General features: G+C 59.2%; 15 protein-coding genes. 9 read left to right on the forward strand and 6 right to left on the reverse strand.

Annotation, left to right across the window (positions count from 1 at the left end):
* Window positions 1–128: 128 nt before the first annotated feature.
* Together olsB and AC1D2Q_RS07745 are read left to right on the forward strand one after the other, a co-directional pair.
* Window positions 129–884 (forward strand): L-ornithine N(alpha)-acyltransferase, encoded by a 756-nt coding sequence (olsB, locus tag AC1D2Q_RS07740; protein WP_305411414.1) that lies wholly within the window; start codon window positions 129–131, stop codon window positions 882–884.
* Complete coding sequence (locus AC1D2Q_RS07745) at window positions 884–1,678, forward strand: lysophospholipid acyltransferase family protein (RefSeq protein ID WP_477812820.1); 795 nt, start codon at window positions 884–886, stop codon at window positions 1,676–1,678. The genes olsB and AC1D2Q_RS07745 overlap by 1 nt, the downstream gene beginning before the upstream one ends.
* A gap of 81 nt (window positions 1,679–1,759) precedes the next feature.
* Here the strand turns inward: AC1D2Q_RS07745 and AC1D2Q_RS07750 are convergent, their stop codons facing one another.
* Window positions 1,760–2,332, reverse strand: coding sequence for an acyl carrier protein phosphodiesterase (locus AC1D2Q_RS07750; RefSeq protein WP_477812821.1), 573 nt, complete (start codon window positions 2,330–2,332; stop codon window positions 1,760–1,762).
* Window positions 2,333–2,487: 155 nt separating this feature from the next.
* Between AC1D2Q_RS07750 and AC1D2Q_RS07755 the strand changes: the two genes are divergently transcribed.
* Genes AC1D2Q_RS07755 through AC1D2Q_RS07765 form a run of 3 tightly spaced genes read left to right on the forward strand, consistent with a single transcriptional unit; the run spans window position 2,488 to window position 5,071 of the window.
* A complete protein-coding gene (locus tag AC1D2Q_RS07755) occupies window positions 2,488–2,790 on the forward strand; it encodes an ArsR/SmtB family transcription factor (RefSeq protein WP_105348352.1) in 303 nt (100 codons plus the stop codon).
* A 34-nt stretch (window positions 2,791–2,824) separates the two neighbouring features.
* The gene (locus tag AC1D2Q_RS07760) at window positions 2,825–3,991 is read left to right on the forward strand and encodes an MFS transporter (protein ID WP_477812822.1); all 1,167 of its coding nucleotides are present in this window, start codon (window positions 2,825–2,827) and stop codon (window positions 3,989–3,991) included.
* Between the two features lie 30 nt (window positions 3,992–4,021).
* Window positions 4,022–5,071, forward strand: a complete 1,050-nt coding sequence (locus AC1D2Q_RS07765) for an alkene reductase (RefSeq protein ID WP_477812823.1) — start codon at window positions 4,022–4,024, stop codon at window positions 5,069–5,071.
* A 301-nt stretch (window positions 5,072–5,372) separates the two neighbouring features.
* Here the strand turns inward: AC1D2Q_RS07765 and emhR are convergent, their stop codons facing one another.
* Window positions 5,373–6,005, reverse strand: a complete 633-nt coding sequence (gene emhR, locus AC1D2Q_RS07770; protein WP_477812824.1) for an efflux system transcriptional repressor EmhR — start codon at window positions 6,003–6,005, stop codon at window positions 5,373–5,375.
* Between the two features lie 264 nt (window positions 6,006–6,269).
* Between emhR and emhA the strand changes: the two genes are divergently transcribed.
* Genes emhA through emhC form a run of 3 tightly spaced genes read left to right on the forward strand, consistent with a single transcriptional unit; the run spans window position 6,270 to window position 12,052 of the window.
* Entirely contained in the window at window positions 6,270–7,427 is a 1,158-nt protein-coding gene (emhA, locus tag AC1D2Q_RS07775; RefSeq protein ID WP_019580903.1) for an efflux RND transporter periplasmic adaptor subunit EmhA, read from the forward strand.
* A gap of 3 nt (window positions 7,428–7,430) precedes the next feature.
* A complete protein-coding gene (gene emhB, locus AC1D2Q_RS07780; RefSeq protein ID WP_477812825.1) occupies window positions 7,431–10,592 on the forward strand; it encodes an efflux RND transporter permease subunit EmhB in 3,162 nt (1,053 codons plus the stop codon).
* Window positions 10,592–12,052, forward strand: coding sequence for an efflux RND transporter outer membrane subunit EmhC (gene emhC / locus AC1D2Q_RS07785; protein WP_477812826.1), 1,461 nt, complete (start codon window positions 10,592–10,594; stop codon window positions 12,050–12,052). The genes emhB and emhC overlap by 1 nt, the downstream gene beginning before the upstream one ends.
* 72 nt (window positions 12,053–12,124) lie before the next feature.
* Here emhC and AC1D2Q_RS07790 read toward each other — a convergent pair whose 3' ends face one another.
* From AC1D2Q_RS07790 to AC1D2Q_RS07805, 4 genes are all read right to left on the reverse strand, one after another.
* The gene (locus AC1D2Q_RS07790; RefSeq protein WP_477812827.1) at window positions 12,125–14,095 is read right to left on the reverse strand and encodes a multinuclear nonheme iron-dependent oxidase; all 1,971 of its coding nucleotides are present in this window, start codon (window positions 14,093–14,095) and stop codon (window positions 12,125–12,127) included.
* A gap of 16 nt (window positions 14,096–14,111) precedes the next feature.
* The gene (locus AC1D2Q_RS07795) at window positions 14,112–15,272 is read right to left on the reverse strand and encodes an aKG-HExxH-type peptide beta-hydroxylase (RefSeq protein ID WP_477812828.1); all 1,161 of its coding nucleotides are present in this window, start codon (window positions 15,270–15,272) and stop codon (window positions 14,112–14,114) included.
* Window positions 15,273–15,286: 14 nt separating this feature from the next.
* Entirely contained in the window at window positions 15,287–15,763 is a 477-nt protein-coding gene (locus AC1D2Q_RS07800; RefSeq protein WP_111455069.1) for a GNAT family N-acetyltransferase, read from the reverse strand.
* 112 nt (window positions 15,764–15,875) lie between these two features.
* A complete protein-coding gene (locus AC1D2Q_RS07805; RefSeq protein ID WP_477812829.1) occupies window positions 15,876–16,139 on the reverse strand; it encodes an Os1348 family RiPP precursor in 264 nt (87 codons plus the stop codon).
* A 614-nt stretch (window positions 16,140–16,753) separates the two neighbouring features.
* Between AC1D2Q_RS07805 and AC1D2Q_RS07810 the strand changes: the two genes are divergently transcribed.
* Entirely contained in the window at window positions 16,754–18,013 is a 1,260-nt protein-coding gene (locus AC1D2Q_RS07810; protein ID WP_477812830.1) for an OprD family porin, read from the forward strand.
* The last annotated feature ends 95 nt before the right edge of the window (window positions 18,014–18,108 follow it).

Consider the following 18,108-nt stretch of genomic DNA (forward strand, 5'->3'; position numbering starts at 1 on the left):
AAACATCACCAAAGCTTCATGGCGATGACACCGGGGCTACATAGCCTGACTTTGCACAACACGGCTGCATAAAGAAAGTCGATCGGCTGCAACCCAAGACGGGTGGCCAGCCCGTACGGAGATTCGCAATGACTCAGATCGCCCGCATCAGCGACACCGGCAATGAACGCCGCCTGCAAGCCGAACGCCTGGTGGGCGCCGAGGCGCTGCAGGAAGCCCAGGCCTTGCGCTTCAACGTGTTCAGCGGCGAATTCAACGCCAGGCTGAAAGGCGCGGAATTGGGTCTGGACATGGATGACTATGATGTTCACTGCGCCCACATCGGCGTGCGTGACTTGAACACCGGGCGCCTGGTAGCGACCACTCGTTTGCTCGACCATACGGCCGCCAGCAGCCTGGGCAAGTTCTACAGCGAAGAAGAATTCAGCCTGCATGGCCTGGTCCATCTGAAAGGCCCGATCCTGGAAATCGGTCGCACCTGCGTCGACCCGGCCTACCGCAACGGCGGCACCATCGCCGTGCTCTGGGGTGAACTGGCCGAAGTGCTGAACCAGGGCGGCTACAGCTATTTGATGGGGTGCGCGAGCATTCCAATGCAGGACGGCGGCATCCAGGCCCACGCGATCATGCAACGCCTGCGCGAACGTTACCTGTGCACCGAGCACCTGCGGGCCGAACCGAAGAAGCCGTTGCCGACGCTGGCTATTCCATCGAACGTCATCGCCGAAATGCCGCCGCTGCTCAAGGCCTACATGCGCCTGGGCGCAAAAATCTGCGGCGAGCCGTGCTGGGATGAAGACTTCCAGGTGGCCGACGTGTTCATCCTGCTCAAGCGCGACGAGCTCTGCCCGCGTTACGCCAAGCACTTCAAGGCGGCTGTGTAATGAGCCGCTTGCGGGTGTACGCGCGAATTGCGCGAGTGCTGATGGTGGTGGCGCTGGGCTTGAGCATGGCCAGTGTGTTCGGTGTGTTCGAACGACTGGGGATTGCCCATTCAATGGTCCGTCGCCAGCGCTGGTCGCGCTTTTTCATGGCGCGGCTGAGCAACGCCCTGCCCTTTCACGTCACCGTCCATGGTCAATTGCCGAAGGCGCCGATGCTCTGGGTCAGCAACCATGTGTCCTGGACCGACATTCCGCTGCTGGGCATGCTCACGCCGCTGTCGTTCCTGTCCAAGGCTGAAGTGCGCACCTGGCCGGTGGCGGGCTGGTTGGCGGCCAAGGCTGGCAGCCTGTTCATTCGCCGCGGTTCAGGCGACAGCCAGTTGATCCGCAAACAGATGACTCGCCATCTGGAACAGGAACACCCGCTGCTGATGTTCCCGGAAGGCACCACCACCGATGGGCGTTCGCTGCGCACGTTTCATGGTCGTTTGCTGTCAGCGGCGATCGACTCCGAAGTGGCGCTGCAACCGGTGGCGATTCGTTATCTGCGCAACGGCGAGCTGGATACCCTGGCACCGTTCATTGGCGATGATGATTTGCTGTCGCACCTGATGCGCTTGTTCGCCAATGATCGGGGTGAGGTGGAGATTCATCTGCTCAAGCCGATCGAGTGCCAGGACCGGGAACGCGCGGCGCTGGCGTTCGAGGCGCAGCAGGCGGTGCAGAAGGCGTTGTTTGGTGAAGTCGCGAAACCTGCCGAGCCACGGCGTGCCGGCGAGCTGATCGCTGCCTGATAGAAAAAGATCGCAGCCTTCGGCAGCTCCTACATTGGAATGGCGTACCTCTGTAGGAGCTGCCGAAGGCTGCGATCTTTTCTACACTCGACGCGCCACAAAATCCTGAAGCTGCGGATAGAACAACCGAAAATCCTCGCTCAACGGTTCATACAACCGCCGCAACTCCTGCATCGCCGCAGCCAGTTCCTCGGGCCGGGTCAACCTGCGCGAAATCCCCCGCAGTACCTGCTCAAGCACTTCGAATTCCTGATAAGCCCCCAACCAGTCATTGGCCACCATGTGCGGCGCAATCTTCGCCAGGCGCTCCGGCAACTGCGGCTCGGCCAGCAGCACCCGGTAAACATCCGAGGTGAATTGCGTAAGCGGCTGGTCCGCGTACAGCGCCCAGTCCCGCGCCAGGCAGTGGTCGAAAAACACGTCGAGCACGATCCCCGCGTAACGCCGGCGCGTGATGGAAAACCGTGACAACGAGACATCCACCAACGGATGACGGTCGGTGAAGACATCGATGCTGCGGTGCAGCTGGATGGCCGCCTCGATCTCCGGATCGAACTGCCCTTGCAGCTGCCCTTTGACGAAATCGCCATACAGACTGCCGAGCATTTGACCGGGGCGCTGACCACCAAGGTGCAGATGTGCGAGATAGTTCATGGGCGCAGCTTAGCACTGCGCCATCCATATCGTTATAACTCGATATACCGATTTATGCAGTTATCAGATCAAAACCATATTGGTATATCGCGAAATACCGATTTAAAGTTCGCCCCATCGCGATATAGCGTTTTACTCATCACGAGCCCCAAATCATGAACCTCGACCTCGACGAAATAATAAAAGCCCTGGCACACCCGGTACGGCGAGAAATCCTGCACTGGCTCAAAGACCCGACCGTCGAATTCCCCGATCAGACCCACAGCAACGAGCACGGCGTCTGCGCCGGGCAGATCGATCAACGTTGCGGTTTGTCGCAGTCCACGGTGTCCGCACACCTGGCGACCCTGCAACGCGCCGGCCTGATCAGCAGCCGCAAAGTCGGCCAGTGGCATTTTTTCAAACGCAACGAGGAAACCATCCAGGAATTCCTCCGCACCTTCAGCAAAGAGCTCTGACCCTTTACGTCAGTACGCCGATAAGGAATCAACCATGCCCCTCTCGCTACTCATTCTGGCCTTGAGCGCCTTCGCCATCGGCACCACCGAGTTCGTCATCATGGGCTTGCTGCCCGATGTGGCGGCGGACCTCGGCGTGTCGATCCCCGGCGCCGGCTGGCTGGTGACCGGTTACGCCCTGGGCGTGGCCATCGGTGCGCCGTTCATGGCACTGGCCACCGCCAGGCTGCCGCGCAAGGCCGCGCTGATAGCGTTGATGGGGATTTTCATCGTCGGCAATCTGCTCTGCGCCCTGGCCAGTGACTACAACGTCCTGATGTTTGCCCGAGTGGTCACGGCCCTGTGCCACGGCGCTTTCTTCGGCATCGGTTCGGTGGTGGCGGCAGGTCTGGTGCCGGCCAACAAACGCGCGTCGGCCGTGGCCCTGATGTTCACCGGCCTGACCCTGGCCAACGTCCTCGGCGTGCCGCTGGGCACTGCGCTCGGTCAGGAAGCCGGCTGGCGTTCGACCTTCTGGGCGGTGACCGTGATTGGTGTGATTGCGCTGATCGGCCTGATCCGCTTTCTGCCAGCCAAGCGCGATGAAGAGAAACTCGACATGCGCGCCGAACTGCGCGCCCTCAAGGGGGCCGGTATCTGGCTGTCGTTGAGCATGACCGCCTTGTTCGCCGCGTCGGTCTTCACCTTGTTCACCTATGTCGCGCCGCTGTTGGGCGAGGTCACCGGTGTCTCGCCACGCGGCGTGACCTGGACCCTGGTGCTCATCGGCCTGGGCCTGACAGTCGGCAACATCATCGGCGGCAAGCTGGCTGACAAAGGCATGGCAGCGACGCTGATCGGCGTGTTCATCACCATGGCGGTGGTCTCCACCGTGCTGACCTGGACCAGCGTGGCCCTGATCCCGACCGAAATCACCCTGTTCCTCTGGGCCACTGCGTGCTTCGCCGCCGTGCCGGCACTGCAAGTCAACGTGGTGACCTTCGGCAAGGCTGCACCGAACCTGGTGTCGACCCTGAACATCGGCGCCTTCAACGTCGGCAACGCACTCGGTGCCTGGGTCGGCGGCAGCGTCATCGCCCATGGCTTCGGCCTGACCCGCGTGCCGCTCGCGGCAGCCGCACTGGCGGTGCTCGCCCTGCTGGTGACCCTGATTACTTTCCGTCAGAGCGGCGATGCCGAGCTGGCCCCCGCTACTAACTGATTAACTAATCACTCACGAGGGTTGTATTTCATGACGACTATTTTCGATCCGATCAAACTGGGCGACCTCGAGTTGGCCAACCGCATCATCATGGCACCGCTGACCCGCTGCCGCGCCGACGAAGGCCGTGTGCCGAACGCGCTGATGGCCGAGTATTACGTGCAGCGCGCCTCTGCCGGCCTGATCCTCAGCGAAGCCACGTCGGTCACGCCGATGGGCGTCGGTTACCCGGACACTCCTGGCATCTGGTCCAACGACCAGGTGCGCGGCTGGAGCAACGTGACCAAAGCGATCCACGGCGCGGGTGGCAAAATCTTCCTGCAACTGTGGCACGTGGGTCGGGTTTCCCACCCTTCGTACCTGAACGGCGAAGCACCGGTCGCACCGAGTGCCATCCAGCCTAAAGGCCATGTCAGCCTGGTTCGTCCATTGGCCGAATACCCGACCCCGCGCGCTCTGGAAACCGCTGAAATCGCCGACATCGTCGACGCTTACCGCGTGGGGGCCGAGAATGCCAAGGCCGCCGGTTTCGACGGCGTGGAAATCCACGGCGCCAACGGTTACCTGCTCGACCAGTTCCTGCAAAGCAGCACCAACCAGCGCACTGACAACTATGGCGGCTCCCTGGAAAACCGTGCGCGCCTGTTGCTGGAAGTGACTGACGCTGCGATCGAAGTCTGGGGTGCTGGCCGCGTCGGCGTGCACCTGTCACCGCGCGCCGATTCCCATGACATGGGCGACGACAACCTGTCCGAGACCTTCACCTACGTCGCTCGCGAACTGGGCAAACGCGGCATCGCGTTCATCTGCTCGCGCGAAAAAGAAGGCGCCGACAGCCTTGGCCCACAATTGAAAGAAGCCTTCGGCGGCCCATACATCGCCAACGAGCGTTTCACCAAGGACAGCGCCAACGAGTGGCTGGCCAGCGGCAAGGCTGACGCGGTGGCGTTCGGCGTACCGTTTATCGCCAACCCTGATCTGCCGGCGCGCTTGAAAGCCGATGCGCCGTTGAACGAGGCACGTCCGGAACTGTTCTACGGCAAGGGCCCGGTCGGTTATATCGACTACCCGGCGTTGTAAGTATCAACCGTTGAAATGCAAAAGCCCCGACTCGAAAGAGCCGGGGCTTTTGCATATGGAAGCTCAAAGGCCACTGAGGCAAATGCGATGCCTTTGGTCGGCTATTCGGCGCCCTTGTACCCAGGGCGCTCACACTCATTCACATACTCGACACAAAATCCCTACAAAATACGTAGCTCGCTATCTATCAACCTGATGAACGTACGTATATAAAAGCACCCCATTACACAACGTTGAGCGAAGCAGGGATATTCCCCCGCTTCATGTCTCGACACAAAAGAACCCGATTACGCATTTTGTTTCATTTGCGCAGGCTAGGACTCAAGCGCAGCATATCCAACCCTGTATCGACCCAACGCTCGGCTTCGGCGTGCAGTTGAAAACTCTCGGGCGCCAACAGCCACTGATACAGGATGCCATCGATGTAGGCATGCAGACTGATGGCCGCGCGGGCAGCGTCGAGGTTTTCCGGCAACTGCCCCCGATTCACTGCATTACTCAGGGCCAGCGCGATTCGCACATTGCAATCGAGATTGACCGTTCGGCGCTGCTGGCGCAGGTCGCACATTTCATCGGTGAATTCGCACTTATGAAACAGAATCTCGTTGATGCGTCGGGTTTTCGGGTCCATTGCAACTTGCTGAAACAAATGAATCAGCAGCTTGCGCATGCAGCCCAGCGGATCGAGTTCATCTTCGCTTTCACTGGCCTTGGCCATTTCGTCCAGTGGTTCATGCAGGGTATCGAGCATCGCCTGCAGCAGATCCGCCTTGTTACTGAAATGCCAGTAAATAGCCCCGCGGGTCACCCCGGCCAGGGTTGCGATATCCGCCAGCGTGGTGCGCGCCACGCCCCGCTCGAAAAAGGCCTTCTCTGCCGCTTCGAGTATCTGGCTTCGGGTTTCTTGAGCTTCCTCTTTGGTACGGCGAACCATGGCAGTACAACCTCAATCAGGGTGCCTCAGCGATGTCTGAATATCCGCTGAATAAAAGTGGGACGAGCGCTCTCGGGCTTCGCCTCAGGCCTACAATTCAAACCTTTGAACGGCTTTTGTAACCAAGTGGATACGCCGCCAAGGCCTTTACAAACAACCATGAACGTAAGTATATTCATTAGCAAGCTACTTATCCACCCGGTAAAATTTTTTAACCTTCCACCTTTCTTGTGCGCGACTTGCGCGCCTGACCCGAGGATCTTCATGCAATTCAAGCCAGCTGTTACCGCTCTGGTTACTGCCGTCGCCCTGGCATCGCTGCTCAGCGGATGTAAAAAGGAAGAGGCGGCACCTGCCGCACCCACCCCTCAGGTCGGCGTCGTAACCCTGCAACCACAAGCCTTCACCCTGACGTCCGAACTTCCGGGGCGCACCAGTGCGTTCCGCATTGCCGAAGTTCGCCCGCAGGTCAACGGCATCATTCTCAAACGACTCTTCAAGGAAGGCGGCGACGTCAAGGCCGGTCAGCAGCTGTATCAGATCGACCCGTCGGTCTATGACGCGACCCTGAAAAGCGCCGAAGCCAACCTGCGTTCGACCAAGTCGATCTCCGATCGCTACAAGCAACTGGTCGACGAACAGGCCGTCAGCCGCCAGGAATACGACACGGCACTGGCCAACCGCCTGCAATCGGAAGCCTCCCTGCAGACCGCCCAGATCAACGTGCGCTACACCAAGGTCTACGCACCGATCTCCGGTCGCATCGGCCGTTCGTCGGTGACTGAAGGCGCGCTGGTCAGTAGCGGCCAGAGCGACGCCATGGCCGTCATCCAGCAACTGGACCCGATCTACGTCGACGTGACCCAGTCCTCGGTGGAGCTGCTTGAGCTGCGCCGTGAACTGGAAAGCGGTCGTCTGCAAAAGGCGGGCGACAACGCCGCCGCGGTCAAGCTGACCCTGGAAGACGGCAGCCAGTACGCCGTGGACGGCAAGCTCGAGTTCTCTGAAGTCTCGGTAGACCAGACCACTGGTTCCGTGACCCTGCGCGCGGTGTTCCCGAACCCTGATCACACCCTGCTGCCAGGCATGTTCGTTCACGCTCAGTTGCAATCCGGCGTGAACAGCGCGGCGATTCTGGCGCCGCAACAAGGCGTGACCCGCGACCTCAAAGGCACCCCGACCGCACTGGTCGTGGGTCCCGACAACAAGGTCGAACTGCGTCAGCTCAAGGCCAGCCGTACTGTCGGCAACCAATGGTTGATTGAAGACGGCTTGAAGGCAGGCGATCGCCTGATCACCGAAGGGCTGCAATTTGTCAGACCTGGTGTTGAAGTCAAGGCCACTGAAGCCACCAACGTCAACGCCAAGAGCCCGGTCCCCGCACAGGCAGCCAAAGTCGCTGTCGGCGGCAAAGGGGAGTAAACCATGTCGAAATTTTTTATCGACCGTCCGATTTTCGCCTGGGTAATTGCCCTGGTGATCATGCTGGTCGGAGCTTTATCGATCCTCAAACTGCCGATCAACCAATACCCGAGCATTGCGCCTCCGGCCATTGCGATCTCCGTGACCTACCCGGGCGCGTCTGCACAAACCGTGCAGGACACTGTGGTGCAGGTGATCGAGCAACAGCTCAACGGTATCGACAACCTGCGTTATGTCTCGTCGGAAAGTAACTCCGACGGCAGCATGACCATTACCGCGACCTTCGAGCAGGGCACCAGCTCCGATACCGCGCAGGTTCAGGTCCAGAACAAACTGAACCTGGCCACCCCACTGCTGCCGCAAGAAGTGCAGCAGCAGGGTATCCGCGTGACCAAGTCGGTGAAAAACTTCCTGATGGTCATTGGTGTGGTGTCGCGTGACGGCAGCATGACCAAGGACGACCTGTCCAACTACATCGTGTCGAACATGCAGGACCCGATCTCGCGGACCGCCGGCGTCGGTGACTTCCAGGTCTTCGGCGCCCAGTACGCGATGCGGATCTGGCTCGACCCGGCCAAGTTGAACAACTTCAACCTGACCCCGGTGGATGTGAAAACCGCCATCGCGGCGCAGAACGTCCAGATCTCGTCCGGTCAACTCGGCGGCCTGCCTGCCCTGCCCGGCCAACAACTGAACGCTACGATCATCGGCAAGACCCGCCTGCAGACCGCCGAGCAGTTCAAGGAAATCCTGCTCAAGGTCAACAAGGACGGCTCGCAGGTTCGTCTCAAAGACGTCGCCGAAGTAGGCCTGGGTGGCGAGAACTACAGCGTCAGCGCCCAGTTCAACGGCAGCCCGGCTTCCGGTCTGGCGGTGAAACTGGCCAACGGTGCCAACGCCCTCGACACCGCCAAGGCCCTGCGCAAAACCATCGATGACCTGAAACCGTTCTTCCCGGAAGGGATGGAAGTGGTGTTCCCGTACGACACCACCCCGGTGGTGACCGAGTCGATCAAGGGTGTGGTTGAAACCCTGGTCGAAGCGATCGTGCTGGTGTTCCTGGTGATGTTCCTGTTCCTGCAAAACTTCCGCGCCACCGTCATCACCACGATGACCGTGCCAGTGGTATTGCTGGGTACGTTCGGGATCCTCGCGGCATTCGGCTTCAGCATCAACACCCTGACCATGTTCGGCATGGTGCTGGCCATCGGCTTGTTGGTGGACGATGCCATCGTCGTGGTGGAAAACGTCGAACGGGTCATGAGCGAAGAAGGCCTTTCACCCAAGGAGGCCACCAAGAAATCCATGGGGCAGATCCAGGGTGCGCTGGTCGGTATTGCCCTGGTGTTGTCGGCGGTACTGCTGCCGATGGCGTTCTTCAGTGGTTCCACCGGTGTGATCTACAAGCAGTTCTCGATCACCATCGTTTCGGCCATGGCCTTGTCGGTGATGGTTGCATTGATCTTCACCCCGGCGCTTTGCGCCACCATGCTCAAGGCGATTCCGAAAGGCGAGCACGGCACGCCGAAACGCGGCTTCTTCGGCTGGTTCAACCGCAACTTCGACCGTGGCGTCAAAAGCTACGAGCGCGGCGTCGGCAACATGCTCGCGTACAAGGCTCCGTACCTGCTGGCGTACCTGATTATCGTGGTCGGCATGATCTGGCTGTTCACCCGCATTCCAACGGCGTTCCTGCCGGAAGAAGATCAGGGTGTACTGTTTGCCCAGGTGCAAACCCCGGCCGGTTCCAGCTCCCAGCGCACACAAGTGGTCGTGGATGAAATGCGCGAGTTCCTGCTGCGGCCGAGCAAGGATGGCGGCGAAGGCGATGCGGTGGCCTCGGTGTTTACCGTGACCGGCTTCAACTTCGCCGGCCGTGGCCAGAGTTCGGGCATGGCGTTCATCATGCTCAAACCGTGGGACGAACGTAACGCCGACAACAGCGTGTTTAACCTGGCAGCCCGTGCCCAACAGCACTTCTTTACCTTCCGCGATGCCATGGTGTTTGCCTTTGCGCCACCAGCGGTACTGGAACTGGGTAACGCCACCGGTTTCGACGTATTCCTTCAGGACCGCGCCGGTATCGGTCACAACAAGCTGATGGAAGCCCGTAACCAGTTCCTCGGCATGGCGGCGCAAAGCAAGGTCCTGTCGCAAGTCCGTCCGAACGGCCTGAACGACGAGCCGCAGTACCAGCTGGAAATCGACGATGAGAAAGCCAGCGCCCTGGGCGTGACCCTCACCGACATCAACAACACCCTGTCGATTGCCCTGGGCAGTAGCTATGTGAACGACTTCATCGACCGCGGTCGTGTGAAGAAGGTTTACGTGCAAGGCCTGCCTGGCGCTCGCATGAGCCCTGAAGACCTGAAGAAGTGGTACGTGCGTAACAGCGCCGGCACCATGGTTCCGTTCTCGGCGTTCGCCAGGGGTGAATGGATCTACGGTTCGCCGAAACTGGCCCGTTACAACGGCGTGGAAGCGATGGAAATCCTCGGTGCCCCGGCGCCCGGCTATTCCACCGGTGAAGCCATGGCCGAAGTCGAAGCCCTGGCCAAGAAACTGCCGGCAGGTGTCGGTATTTCCTGGACCGGTCTGTCGTACGAAGAGCGTCTGTCCGGCTCGCAAGCGCCAGCGCTGTACGCCTTGTCGCTGCTGATGGTGTTCCTGTGTCTGGCGGCGTTGTATGAAAGCTGGTCGATCCCGATCGCGGTCATGCTGGTCGTGCCGCTGGGGATCATCGGTGCGCTGATGGCGACCAGCCTGCGCGGCCTGTCCAACGACGTGTATTTCCAGGTGGGGCTGTTGACCACTATCGGTCTGGCGGCGAAAAACGCCATTCTGATCGTCGAGTTCGCCAAGGAACTGCATGAGCAAGGGCGTAGCCTGCGCGATGCCGCGATCGAAGCCTGCCGGATGCGTCTGCGACCGATCATCATGACCTCGCTCGCATTCGTGCTCGGCGTGGTACCGCTGGCCATTTCCACGGGCGCAGGTTCGGGTAGCCAACATGCGATCGGTACCGGGGTGATTGGCGGTATGCTCACGGCCACGATCCTGGCGATCTTCTGGGTTCCGTTGTTCTTCGTCACCGTGTCGTCCATGGGCCAGCGCAAAGTCGCCGACCAGGATGACGCCACTGAAACTCCTCAAGAGGCTGGCTAATGAGCAAGTCGCTACTCTCCCTGGCAGTCACCGCTTTCGTGCTGAGTGGCTGCTCGCTGATACCCGATTATCAGCGGCCTGAAGCTCCGGTGGCGGGCCAATACCCGCAAGGCCCGGCGTACTCGTCGGCCCAGGCGCCCAACCAGGCCGCCGCCGAACAGGGCTGGAAGCAGTTTTTCCACGACCCGGCGCTGCAACAGGTGATTCAGACCGCGCTGGAGAACAACCGTGACCTGCGTGTCGCGGCGCTGAACATCGACGCTTATGCGGCTCAATACCGCATCCAGCGCGCCGATCTGTTCCCGGCGGTTTCGGCCACCGGCAGCGGCAGCCGCCAGCGGGTTCCGGCACGGGCCTCGCAAACCGGCGAAGCAAACATCAGCAGTTCCTACTCGGCCACCGTCGGCATCAGCGCCTATGAACTCGACCTGTTCGGTCGGGTGCGCAGCCTGAGCGAAGAGGCCCTGCAGAAATACTTCGCCACTGAAGAAGCACGGCGCAGCACACAGATCAGTCTGGTGGCCAGCGTGGCCAATGCCTACCTGACCTGGCAGGCCGACAAGGAGCTGCTGAAACTCACCCAGGAAACCCTCGGGGCCTACGAGGAGAGTTACAAGCTCACCTCGCGCAGCAACGAAGTGGGTGTAGCCTCGGCGCTGGATCTGGCCCAGTCGCGTACCACGGTGGAAAACGCCCGTGCGCAACAGGCCAAGTACACCCGTCAGGTCGCCCAGGATGAAAACAGCTTGGTGCTGCTGCTCGGCACCGGTATCCCGGCCAATCTGCAAGTGGCCAAGCCACTGTCGGATGACCTGCTGAGCGACGTGCCGGCCGGCCTGCCGTCGGACTTGCTGCAACGTCGCCCGGACATCCTCCAGGCCGAATACAACCTCAAGGCCGCCAACGCCAACATCGGCGCGGCGCGGGCGGCGTTCTTCCCGAGCATCAGCCTGACCGCCAATGCCGGCTCCCTGAGCCCGGACCTGTCCGGTCTGTTCAAGGGTGGTTCGGGCACCTGGTTGTTCCAGCCGCAAATCAACCTGCCGATCTTCAACGCCGGCAGCCTGCGCGCCAGCCTGGATTACTCCAAGATCCAGAAAGACATCAGCGTGGCGAACTACGAGAAGTCCATTCAAACGGCCTTCCAGGAAGTCGCCGATGGCCTGGCCGCACGCCAGACCTACACCGAGCAGTTGCAGGCTCAGCGTGATTTCGTCAGCGCCAACCAGGACTACTACCGCCTGGCCGAGCGTCGTTATCGCATCGGGGTCGACAGCAACCTGACCTTCCTCGACGCCCAGCGCCAGCTGTTCAGTGCCCAACAGGCGCTGATCACCGACCGCCTGGCGCAGCTGACCAGCGCGGTCAACCTGTACAAGGCGTTGGGCGGTGGCTGGAATGAACAGACGGCGAAGAACGAGCCGTTGAAAGAAGAAGCGCCGAAGATGAAGTTGTTCTGATAGCGCCGTAAACACGAAGCCCACCGTTTGGTGGGCTTTTTGTTGGTCGTGAAAAAAACCAGCCTGCTCGCTTCACCCTCCGACTCCATTGACCAGAAACACCGGCTCTTCCAGATAATCGAGCCCCAAGCGGTTTTCGAACATTTCGTCGCGTAACGCTGCGGTCGTGAAACTGCCCAGGCCCAGCGCGGTGGCCAGCAGGGAAAAGGTCTGACTCAGATGCCCGGCATCCATCAGCGCCACCCGCAATGCGCGGCTGAATTCGTATTTCCAGGCCATCCGCTCGACTCGAGCCGTGGAAACGAACACCGCAGCCGCATCCTCGATCCATGTCTGACCACCACAGGCCTCACTGATCCAGGCCCGTGGGTCTTCCAGGGAAAGCAGCTCCAGCCCGTGACGACGCACCGAATAATGGTAAAGACCCCGCTCGAAACCTTGCACATTCATCAGCACCGCATACACCTCGGTGCCCTGCAACGAACCGCCCGCCGGAGAGGTTTTCTTCAGGAAGTAGTCGCCCATGCGGTTGTGCTGCACGACGGTCGCGCCCCAGGTGTAGTAGAGCAACAAAGACAGTTGTTCCGAACTCAACGGCTGATCACTGAAGGTTCGCGACGTGCGGCGATTGCACAGCGAGTCCAGCAGCGTCGGCTGAGCGATCGCACAGGCAGGCAGCAGCGGGTTTTCCAGGGCAATGAACGGATGGGACCAGTAGTCCTTGAACGCCGACGGCTGAGGTTGCGCCGAGGCCTTTTGCTCCAGCTCCGTTTCCAGCTCGGCAACGCTGATGTAGGGCGTGTGCGAGCCGGTCCGGGTACTCAGGTAAAACTCCAGCGCCGCATCCCAGCGGGTCCAAAGGTTGAGCGGATGTTTATCCTCATCAGATGGGGCGCTGTCCGATTGATTGGCGACGGGCAGCAAAACACCGTGGCTGACCAGCGTCCTCAGGAATGCCAGGTTGTCGTCCTGCGCCGGACTCTGCAAAATCCCCGGCAGCAACAAGGCACTCTCCAGTGTCTGCGGGCTCAGGAAGTGGCGCAGTAACGGCAGCAACGTCACGTCAAACTCCAGGCTCAGGTCCTGCTGCCGATCCCGGATAAAAAACGACGCCGAGCCAACGCTGAGCCAGGTGCTTTCCCTGAGTTTCAGCAGGGTCTGCGCGCCCTCCGACGGTGTATGTTGATCGCCCTGTTGATCCAGCCCCTGCCAAAACAGGGCCTTGGGCCTCAAGGACTTGATGGCCTTGATCAAGGTCAACAGTTCCGCGTCATCGGTTTTGCGCGAAATATCCCACTCCAGGGTGATCGCTTTCACCGGGGATGATCTAAACAGTTCACGCAAAATGTCCCAATCCCGCCGTGGATGGCTGGTGTGAATTTCAATCAACCGGTCCAGTGGCAACGAACGTAAATAGTCGTTCAGGTCATACCCCTGGGTTCTGGCGGTTGCCATCGCGCTGTCGAGATCCAGCAAAAATCCCGAGCCGCTGCGCTCCACCACACTGGAAATGAACTCGCCTTCAGACTGCTCTTGTTCTCCCGGCAATGAAAACAACCGCGGTGCGTTTTCCAGCACCAGCTGCGTTGCCGTGAGCTCGCGCAATTCGATGGCATTGGCCACCACCGTGTCCGCCACCTCTTGGGCCAGGGTCGGCAAAATGAAGTGCTGCGTGTCGCCACCGTGGAAACGCGACCAGGAAATATGCTCGGCCAGCCACGGCGAGCGGGTTTTGTCGCACAGTCGCCGCGTCATGTGCAGAAACTCGCGATCCATCGCGATGCCCACGCTGCCCAGGGACAAACTGGACGAGTGCAGCAGGCTCGGTACTTGAGCGCTGACGTCAAGTAAACGAGGCTGCAGGATGCAGTGGGTCGGCTGAAACTCGACGTAATCGAAATGCGGCAAGCCCTCAGCGAGAATTCGCTCGACGGTCGGGTCGAGTCCATTCTCCGACCATTTATCCTCAAGACCGTGCCGTGGCAAATGGTATTCCAGCCCTACTCCGGCCTCGGGATAGGACGAGGCATCAAACATCCCCATGTGAGCCTCCCCGGCTTCAGGCAGTCAGACCCAGCAAGCGCTGTTGCTCAGTATCAGTCCCCGATATCGCCAACAGCCCGGCATATTGGTTTTCCTGTGCTCTGACCTCTTTGGCGAGGTTTTCCAGAAGTTGACGTCCTTGTGGGGTGAATTCAGTGCTGGCCTCAAAGTCCGGCAATGCCTTGATCAAGCCTCGCAGAATGTACAACAGACGGTTTTGCGCCCGTTGCAGTTCATCGGTCGAACGCGAACGAACCCGCCCCAGGTATTTGACCAACGCGATGTACACGTAAAACGCGTGGAAGTAGCCATAAAAGTCACGCTTCTGTCCCGACCACGGCAAGGTGTACAACGGCTCGCGCGAAGTCTCTTCCTTAACGACCGGGCACGCCTCGACTATGTGATAGAGCAACTGATGAGTGGCCTCATGCACCAGGGACTCTTCCAGATCGAGTATCGAATCATCCCGGCTCGACAGCAGGATGATTCCGGTGAAACGGGACGCCGAACAGCTTCGAAATGAACCATCGGGTAAATAAAAAATCGACTTGACCAGTTTTTTGATTTGCTCGCGGCAGGCGGGCCAAGTGTGCTCTATGCGCAACAGGGCAATATTCACCACGTCGCAAAAAAACCGTACGGAGTAACCGCTACGCTCCAACTGTTTGCGGACGGCTTCATCCTCCGGAAATTCATAACTGGGCGGCATCACTATCGCTACCAGCGGATCGACATCAAACCGATGCACAGGGGGGCAATAATGATTCACGCGGGAACTGTCGGATGCTTTGACACGCACTAACATCTCTGGAAATTCAAACAGCATTTTTTCCAGTTCACTCCTGTCCTCGGTCTTTTTCGTGATGACCAGATTGGCATAGTGAGCCGTCAGCACATTCCACACTTGAAACACCGGATCATTAATAATCAAGCGCTGTTCGCGGGTCGGAGGAACGATAAGATTAAACGCCTGCTCAAAAAACTCTGCCAAATGTGGAGCGTTGGGAAACAACTGAAAAAGTTCGGTGTACAGCGCAACAAAGCTGGTGTATCGATTTCGACTGACACGCTCCAGCAAGACTTCAAATCGCGAAGGCTCCGAATCCGCAAGGAAGGTCGTGTCCTGAAATAAATCCTCGACCGAGAGCTCACGTTGACCACTGTTACCGATGTCCATTTCTCAACCTTCCCTTAGGTTGGCGGCAACGGCTTCGCCATTGTCAGACTGGCAATGCCATAACCCAGTTGTTCATAAAGACGACGCGCCGCATCGTTGCGACCAAAGACATGCAACCGCACTTCCTTGCATCCCGCCTGGCTCGCCCATGACTCCAGGGCCAGCAGCGATTGTTTTGCATAACCCTGGCGGCGCTCGCCGGGGTCAATGTAAATATCCAGAATGAAGGCGATCCGACCGGCGCCAGCGTGTCGTTCGGCAACCCATAATTCACCGATGCGCCGCGCTTGATCCTGGATTACCCAGAGTTGATTCTTTTCAGTCAATCGCCCTTGCGGCAACAATTGCTCGAAGACGCTGCGTGCCCTTTGCGACGCCTCCTCCTGGCCCCACTCGCCGGCAGCGACCATCCCGTCGCCATATTCAGCAAGGGCTCTGTCGGCGAACGTAACAAAGTCCGCGTCATTCATTGGAGCCAAGGTGACAGACATGCGTCATTCACTCCGTGCCCGAGCGCTTCCGGTCATGAGTCTGATAAGGCCATTCGGCGTACCACCGTAAAAGCCCACCTTTTCGTGGCACGCCAAATGGCATCACCCACCGTTAATCCATGCGCGCTTGTTGCTGCTGGTTCTGTGTATCAAATACCGCGCGTATTCCCAGGTTGTTCCGAATGCTGGAGGAAGCTGCCGTCAGTTTTGCAGCATCTATACCTTTAACCGCTGCGATCTCGTCAGTACTTAAGTGCACGCCAATATTTCTAGCCGCCCCTGCCGGATCACTGTGTAAGGCGCTGGCAAATTTTTCGTCCAGCACGGCCCGTCCCAGAACCGAGGCCAAACGTTCCTGATTGACTTTATTACCCATGGTACTTCTCCTTGTTATTTCGGCATGACGAAAAATATCCCCTGACGAAGCATGAGAGTGTCTTTTGCCCGCTTGAGGAATTTGAATATAGCAAGGCCTCTTTTCTTTTCCAGCCAAGCCCATGGCCCCCTTTAAATCTTTTTACGATAACCGACAACACCAATTCTTAAGTTTAACCGGCGATTATTGATCTACCTTTAATGACAGCCAGCACTGTAGGAAACGTCTTACAACTAAAGCAATAAACACTTCCATCTAATATCAACAAAACAACAAGGCGTCATTAATAGAACACACCTCTGGATGCTCCTTATCAACCTGAATAACTATGGGATTTGATTAAGAATGCCTCCTACCGTCCGCGTCCCGGCTGGCATCGATTAGCGTTCGATAATCGCCCAAAACCCCATCCACCCAATTGAATCCCCCCGCCCATCCCTCGCACCATTGCCCGCACCTGCAAAATCAATAACAACAAGGTCCGACACCATGACTACGCGCCCTCCCCGCTCCGGCTGACCCCGATCCCTTATACGAATTCGATTCTGTGTCTGCGACCTCTTGGTTGCGGCTGTGTACTGCTTCATCCCTGACAATTAGAGAGACCCGAGCCCATGACTTCCTCCACCCCGCAGTATTTGTTCCCCAGTCTGATCGCCATCGCACTGGCCGGCGCGGCCCTGCCCGCCTTGGCCGAGGAAGCGGGCTTTGTTGAAGGCGCCAAGGTCAACCTGAACCTGCGAAACTTCTACATCAACCGTAACTTCACCAACCCGACCAAGGCTCAGGGCAAGGCTGAAGAGTGGACGCAAAGCTTTATCCTCGACGCCAAATCCGGGTTCACCCAGGGCACCGTCGGGTTCGGCATGGACGTGCTGGGGTTGTATTCGGTCAAGCTCGACGGCGGTAAAGGCACCGGTGGGACGCAGTTGCTGCCGCTGGATCACGATGGCCGCCCGGCGGACAACTTCGGTCGCACCAACGTAGCGTTCAAGGCGAAGTTGTCCCAGACCGAAGTGAAGGTCGGCGAATGGATGCCGGTGCTGCCGATCTTGCGTTCGGACGACGGTCGCTCGCTGCCGCAAACCTTCCGTGGCGGCCAGATCACCTCGAAGGAAATCGACGGCCTGACGCTCTACGGCGGCCAGTTCCGCGCCAACAGCCCGCGCGACGACAGCAGCATGAATGACATGTCGATGACCGGCAAAGCGGCGTTCACCTCAGACCGCTTCAACTTCCAGGGCGGTGAATACGTCTTCAACGACAAGCGTACTCAGATCGGCCTGTGGAATGCTGAACTCAAAGACATCTACAGCCAGCAATACGTCAACCTGATCCACACCCAACCGCTGGGCGACTGGACGCTGGGCGCCAATCTCGGGTTCTTCTACGGCAAGGATGACGGCAGCGCCCGGGCGGGCGAGCTGGACAACAAGACCTGGTCGGGTCTGTTCTCGGCCAAATACGGTGGCAACACCTTTTACGTCGGCCTGCAAAAACTCACCGGCGACAACGCCTGGATGCGGGTCAACGGCACCAGCGGCGGCACCCTGGCCAACGACAGCTACAACTCCAGCTATGACAACGCCAGGGAAAAATCCTGGCAAGTGCGCCACGACTACAACTTCGCCGCTCTGGGCGTGCCGGGCCTGACCCTGATGAACCGCTACATCAGCGGCGACAACGTCCACACCGCCACCACCAGCGACGGCAAGGAATGGGGCCGCGAAAGCGAACTGGGTTACACCGTGCAAAGCGGCGCACTCAAAAACCTCAACCTCAAATGGCGCAACTCCACCATCCGCCGCGACTTCAGCAACAACGAGTTCGACGAGAACCGCTTGATCGTCAGCTATCCGATCAGTTTGTTGTAAACATAAATCAAAAGATCGTCCGAACGCGGCCCGAGCCTTCGGCAGCTCCTACAGGGGTTCACCATTCCTCTGTAGGAGCTGCCGTAGGCTGCGAT

This window comes from Pseudomonas sp. P1_A1, from assembly GCF_056406935.1.